Here is a 251-nt window from a genome sequence, read left to right on the forward strand (position 1 = left end):
ATCCGTGGGGAACTGACGCTGGCGGAACTGGCTTCGAAACATGGCGTGCATCAGACGATGATCGCCCAATGGAAGCGCCAGGCGATCGAAGGCATGGCAAGCCTTTTTTCTGGTAAGTCAGTAACGGAACCTTCAGTCAGCCCTGCTGATGTAGAGAAACTGCACGCCAAGATCGGCCAGTTGCTGGTGGAACGGGATTTTTTGCGGGATGCCTCTGCTCGGTTGGGCGTGATCAGAGGCGGCAGATGATT

The 251-nt window shown here is 55.8% G+C and carries 1 pseudogene; it reads left to right on the forward strand.

Annotation, left to right across the window (positions count from 1 at the left end):
- Positions 1–251 (forward strand): annotated as a pseudogene (locus B7449_RS18880) (IS3 family transposase); the annotation flags it as partial.

This window comes from Komagataeibacter intermedius TF2 (genome assembly GCF_000964425.1).
In the GTDB taxonomy this organism is placed as follows: domain Bacteria; phylum Pseudomonadota; class Alphaproteobacteria; order Acetobacterales; family Acetobacteraceae; genus Komagataeibacter; species Komagataeibacter intermedius.